At 66.5% G+C, this 4516-nt stretch carries 4 protein-coding genes; 1 reads left to right on the forward strand and 3 read right to left on the reverse strand.

Annotated features, from left to right (window positions below):
* On the forward strand, positions 1-813 hold an 813-nt coding region (locus EOD07_RS23800), incomplete at its 5' end, for a zinc-binding dehydrogenase (RefSeq protein ID WP_127237185.1).
* A gap of 10 nt (positions 814-823) precedes the next feature.
* Here EOD07_RS23800 and EOD07_RS23805 read toward each other — a convergent pair.
* From EOD07_RS23805 to EOD07_RS37760, 3 genes are all read right to left on the reverse strand, one after another.
* Positions 824-1573 carry an SDR family oxidoreductase gene (locus EOD07_RS23805; protein ID WP_040990340.1) on the reverse strand — a complete coding sequence of 250 codons (750 nt, stop codon included), beginning with the start codon at positions 1571-1573 and terminating at the stop codon, positions 824-826.
* Between the two features lie 65 nt (positions 1574-1638).
* Complete coding sequence (locus EOD07_RS23810) at positions 1639-3903, reverse strand: transglycosylase domain-containing protein (RefSeq protein WP_127237186.1); 2265 nt, start codon at positions 3901-3903, stop codon at positions 1639-1641.
* A 195-nt stretch (positions 3904-4098) separates the two neighbouring features.
* Positions 4099-4516, reverse strand: a 418-nt coding sequence (locus tag EOD07_RS37760; RefSeq protein WP_281059082.1) for an SGNH hydrolase domain-containing protein, incomplete at its 5' end; no start/stop codon positions are given.

Consider the following 4516-nt stretch of genomic DNA (forward strand, 5'->3'; position numbering starts at 1 on the left):
ACATCATTGAATCGTGGCGAGCTGCGCCTGCTCGCCATCCGCCCTGATGGCTGGATCCCCGGTCAGGACATCGTCGGCTTTGTCCAACGCGCGGCGGCCGACGGCTCGGGCCCGGCCGCTGGCGCGCGCGTCGCGGCCTTGGTCGACCAGGCCGGCTGGGCCGAACATGTCGCCGTTCCGACCGACCGGCTTGCCGTCATACCCGAGGGTGTAAGCTTCGTCGCCGCCGCCACGCTGCCGGTGGCGGGCACGACGGCACTGAGGACCTTGCGCCATGGTGGCGATCTCGCCGGCCAGCGGGTCCTGATCACCGGCGCGAGCGGCGCGGTCGGCCGCTTCCAGATCCAGATCGCCCGGGAGCAAGGCGCTTCGGTGACGGCGATCGCCTCGGTCCGGCATCACGATGATCTTCGCAATCTGGGCGCCAAGCAGGTCGTCGCGTCGATCGAACTGGCCGAGGGGCCGTTTTCGCTGATCACCGAGTCGGTCGGCGGCAAAAGCCTCGCCGACGCGATCGAACGCGTCGCGCCCCTCGGGACCATCGTCATGTTCGGCGCGAGCAGCGGCGAGCTCACGCCGGTTGGGTTCCGCCAGTTCGTCCCAGGCCACGAGGGCGCGAGGCTGCAGACCTTCGCCTATTACACGTCCGGCTCGGCCATAGGCGCTGACATCGCGGCGCTGCTCGATCTCGTCGCGGCCGGCAGGCTGGAAACCCGCGTTGCCATGACCGTGCCGTGGACGGACATCGGCCAGGCCTTGGACGCGCTACGGCAGCGCAGCTTCAGCGGCAAGGCTGTCCTCACCGTGGCCTGACATCAGCCGCTCACACGTGCTGGCCGCCATTGATGTGGATTTCCGAGCCGGTCACGTAGGACGACTGGCCCGAGCACAGGAAGTAGATGATATCGGCCACTTCCGACGTGGCGCCCAGCCTTCTCAGTGGGATCGTCTCGACTATTCTGTCGGTACCGGGCGAAAGGATCGCCGTGTCGATCTCGCCCGGCGCGATCGCGTTGACGCGGATGCCGTGCGGGCCGAAGTCATGCGCCATCTCGCGCGTCAGCGAGCCGAGCGCCGCCTTGGACGTGGCATAGGCCGTGCCGGCGAACGGATGCACGCGCGTCCCGGCGATCGAGGTGACGTTGACGATCGAGCCCTTGGCGGCGGCGAGCTCCTTGAACAAACCTCTGGCCAGCATGATCGGCGCGAAGAAATTGACCTGGAACACGTCGCGCCAGACATGCATCGGCGTGTCAATCGAGTTCATCCGGCTGCCGTCCTTCAGCTTCGGCGAGATGCCGGCATTGTTGACCAGCGCATGCAGCTGTCCGCCATGCGCCTCCAGCCGGTGACGGATTTCCGAAATGGCGATGCCGACATCCTCCTGGTCGGCGAGGTCAACCTTGATGTGGTCCTCGGGGCCGGCCGGCCACGGGCAGTCCTCGGCGAAGGCCTGGCGCGAGCAGGTGATGACCCGCCAGCCTTCGCGCGAAAAGCGCTTCACCGTCGCATGGCCGATGCCCCGGCTGGCGCCGGTGAGCACGATGGTTTTTCTGCTGTCGGTCTCGGCCATGGTTTTGTCTCCGGCCGGACATGTAGCCGAAGGCGCTTGCCATTGCGAGAGGCGAAGTTGCCGCTTCAGCCCCCGCCCAGTATATCGAGGATCGAGGTCTGGCGCTTCTTGGTCGGACCGCCGACGTCGCCGGGCGGCACCGGATGCTTGATCGAGGCGGTCGACCCGTTGTCGCTCGGCATGTCGAAGCCGTCCGCATCGACGGTCTGGGCCGGGCGCACCTGACGTGCCGGCGCGGGCGCCTGGGCGGTGGGCGCCGGCTGGCCGACGGCCGCGGGCGGCGCGGGCGGCGGCTGCGAGGCATCCGCCGACGGGATCTCGTCGGGCACGATCGTATCGGACGGCGTCGACTTCCAGGTGCCGGGCAACGGCCTCACCGGCACACCTTCATGCGCGGCCACCATGAATTCGTGCCAGGCCTGCGCCGGCAAGGCGCCGCCGGTGACCTTCTTCATCGGGCTGCCGTCGTCATTGCCGAACCACACGCCGGTGGTGAGATTGGCGGTGTAGCCGACGAACCAGGCGTCGCGCGAGTTCTGGCTGGTGCCGGTCTTGCCGGCCGAAGGCCAGTTGAACGCCGCCTTCCTGGCGGTGCCGACCTCGACAGTCCCGGTCATCATCGAGTTCATCATGCCGACGATGTCGGCCTTGATGACGCGCGGCGCGCTGCCGGTGGTGCCCTCGTAGAGCACCTTGCCGCTGGCGGTGGTGATGCGCTGGATGAAGTGGACGTCCGGCTTATAGCCGCCATTGGCGAAGGGCACATAGGCCGCGGTCAGCTCCAGCGGCGTCACCTCCGATGTACCCAGCGCGATCGAGGTGTTGGCCTGCAGATCGGACTGGATGCCCATCCGATGCGCGGCTTCCACCACGGCGTCGGGTCCGACCTCCATGGTGAGCTGTGCCGCCACCGAGTTCAGCGACTTGGCCAAAGCAGTGGCCAGCGTGACCTTGCCGTAATATTTGCCGCCGTAATTGTCGGGCGTCCATTTGCCGATTTTGATCGGCGCGTCGTTGCGGATGCTGTCCGGCGTGCGGCCGGCTTCCAGCGCCGCCATATAGACGAAGGGCTTGAAGGCGGAGCCTGGCTGGCGGCGCGCTTCCGAGGCGCGGTCGAACTGGCTGGTCGAATAGTCGTAGCCGCCGACCATGGCGCGCACCGCGCCGGAATCGTCGATCGACACCAGCGCTCCTTGGGTGACGTTGAGCTTCTTGCCGCTCTCGTCGATCAGCCTCCGGATCGACTGTTCGGCAAGCTTCTGGAGGTTGAGGTCGACGGTGGTGTTGATGACGATGTCGCCGCGCACGTCGCCGATGAGGTCGGGGAGTTCGTCCATCACCGTGTCGGCGACGTAGTTTTCCGAGCCGGTCCAATAGGACGGCGCGCGCGTCGCCGGCGCGCTCAGCGCCGTCTTGTATTCCTTGTCGCTGATCTTGCCGGTCTCGCGCATGGCGGCGAGCACGAGCTGCGCCCGCTCCTCGGCCGCCTTCGGGTCGCGCGCCGGCGACAGCTTGGACGGCGCCTTGAGCAGGCCCGCCAGCAGCGCCGCCTCCGAAAGCGACACGTCGCGCGCGCTCTTGCCGAAATACCGCCGCGAGGCCGCCTCGACGCCATAGGCGCCCGAGCCGAAATAGACCCGGTTGAGGTACATTTCGAGGATCTGGTCCTTGGTATGCTTGTGCTCGAGCCAGAGCGCCAGCAGCACTTCCTGCACCTTGCGCTCCAGGGTGCGGTCCGGCGTCAGGAAGAGGTTCTTCGCCAGTTGCTGCGTCAGCGTCGAGCCGCCTTGCGAGAAATGGCCGCCGATGAGATTGGTGACCATGGCGCGCGACAGGCCGATCGGGTCGATGCCGAAATGCGAATAGAAGCGCCGGTCCTCGATGGCGACCACGGCCTCCGGGATATAGGGCGACATTTCGTGCAGGCCGACGGCCTCGCCGCCCGACGCGCCGCGATTGGCGATAAGCTGCCCATCGACCGAGACGATCTTGATGTTCGGCGCGCGGTCCGGGACCGACCATGTCGTCGCCGCCGGCATCTTGGCGCCGTAATAGACGACGATGCCGGCCGCCGCGATGCCGCCCCAGATGCAGAACACGAAGCACCAGTAGACAAGCCGCGTGGCGATGCCGAGCAGCCCGCGCCGACTGCGGTCGCGGCCACGTCCGCGGCCTCGCGATTTCGCCTTGGCGGACCTGCCCTTCGAAGCGGATTTACGACTGCCCGGCACGACGCGATCCTCCTCGCTGACCGAAAAGCCCTCGGAGGATCTCCCGCGCGGCGATCCCTCGAAGCTCGGTTCGATGCGACTGTCTCTGCGGTTCGCCATGCGCTCTTGCTTGTTGCCCCGGTGCCGATGGCGTTCGGGTTGAAGACTAGATGCGGCGGTTTAAAGGCGGGTTAAAGCAGGGTTTATGCAGGCCGTTGAAATTCCTTACGATTTTCTGAATCCAACGGTCTCGCGGTATCGTTCGGAATAGGTCGACCACCCGCAGGGCACCTATCATTGCGACTGGATGGTCGTTCAAAGTCCCGCTGCCTTGGCCAGGTAGGGCGCCAGCGCCAGCGCGTAGGTTGCCGTGAGGTGATGGTTGTCGCGCAGCACCACGATGTTGCCGACCACTGCCGGACAAGTGTCCTTGCTGCAGAGCGCGTCGTTCATGTCGACCACGCTCACCCCCGCCACGGACCGGGCGGCGAGCGCGTAGATGTCTTCCCGTTCGACCTCGCTGCGCGGATTGACGCATTTGCCGGGATCGGTTCTGAGGCAATCGCGTGGATCGAACAGACTGAAAGGCGTGTTGCGGATGGCGACGACACGCGCGCCCTGGTTTGTGATCTCGCTCCAGACGCTGCGCAATCCCTCGATCATCGCGTCCCGCGCGACGCCGGTGTAGTTGCTCTGGCTGGTGATCACCAGATCGGGCTTCAGCTTCGCGATT

The organism is Mesorhizobium sp. M2C.T.Ca.TU.002.02.1.1, assembly GCF_003997225.1.

Bases quoted from the DNA above. Each gene is read 5' to 3' on its own strand.
- EOD07_RS23805 (WP_040990340.1), bottom strand. From the start codon at position 1,573: ATGGCCGAGACCGACAGCAGAAAAACCATCGTGCTCACCGGCGCCAGC.
- EOD07_RS23810 (WP_127237186.1), bottom strand. From the start codon at position 3,903: ATGGCGAACCGCAGAGACAGTCGCATCGAACCGAGCTTCGAGGGATCG.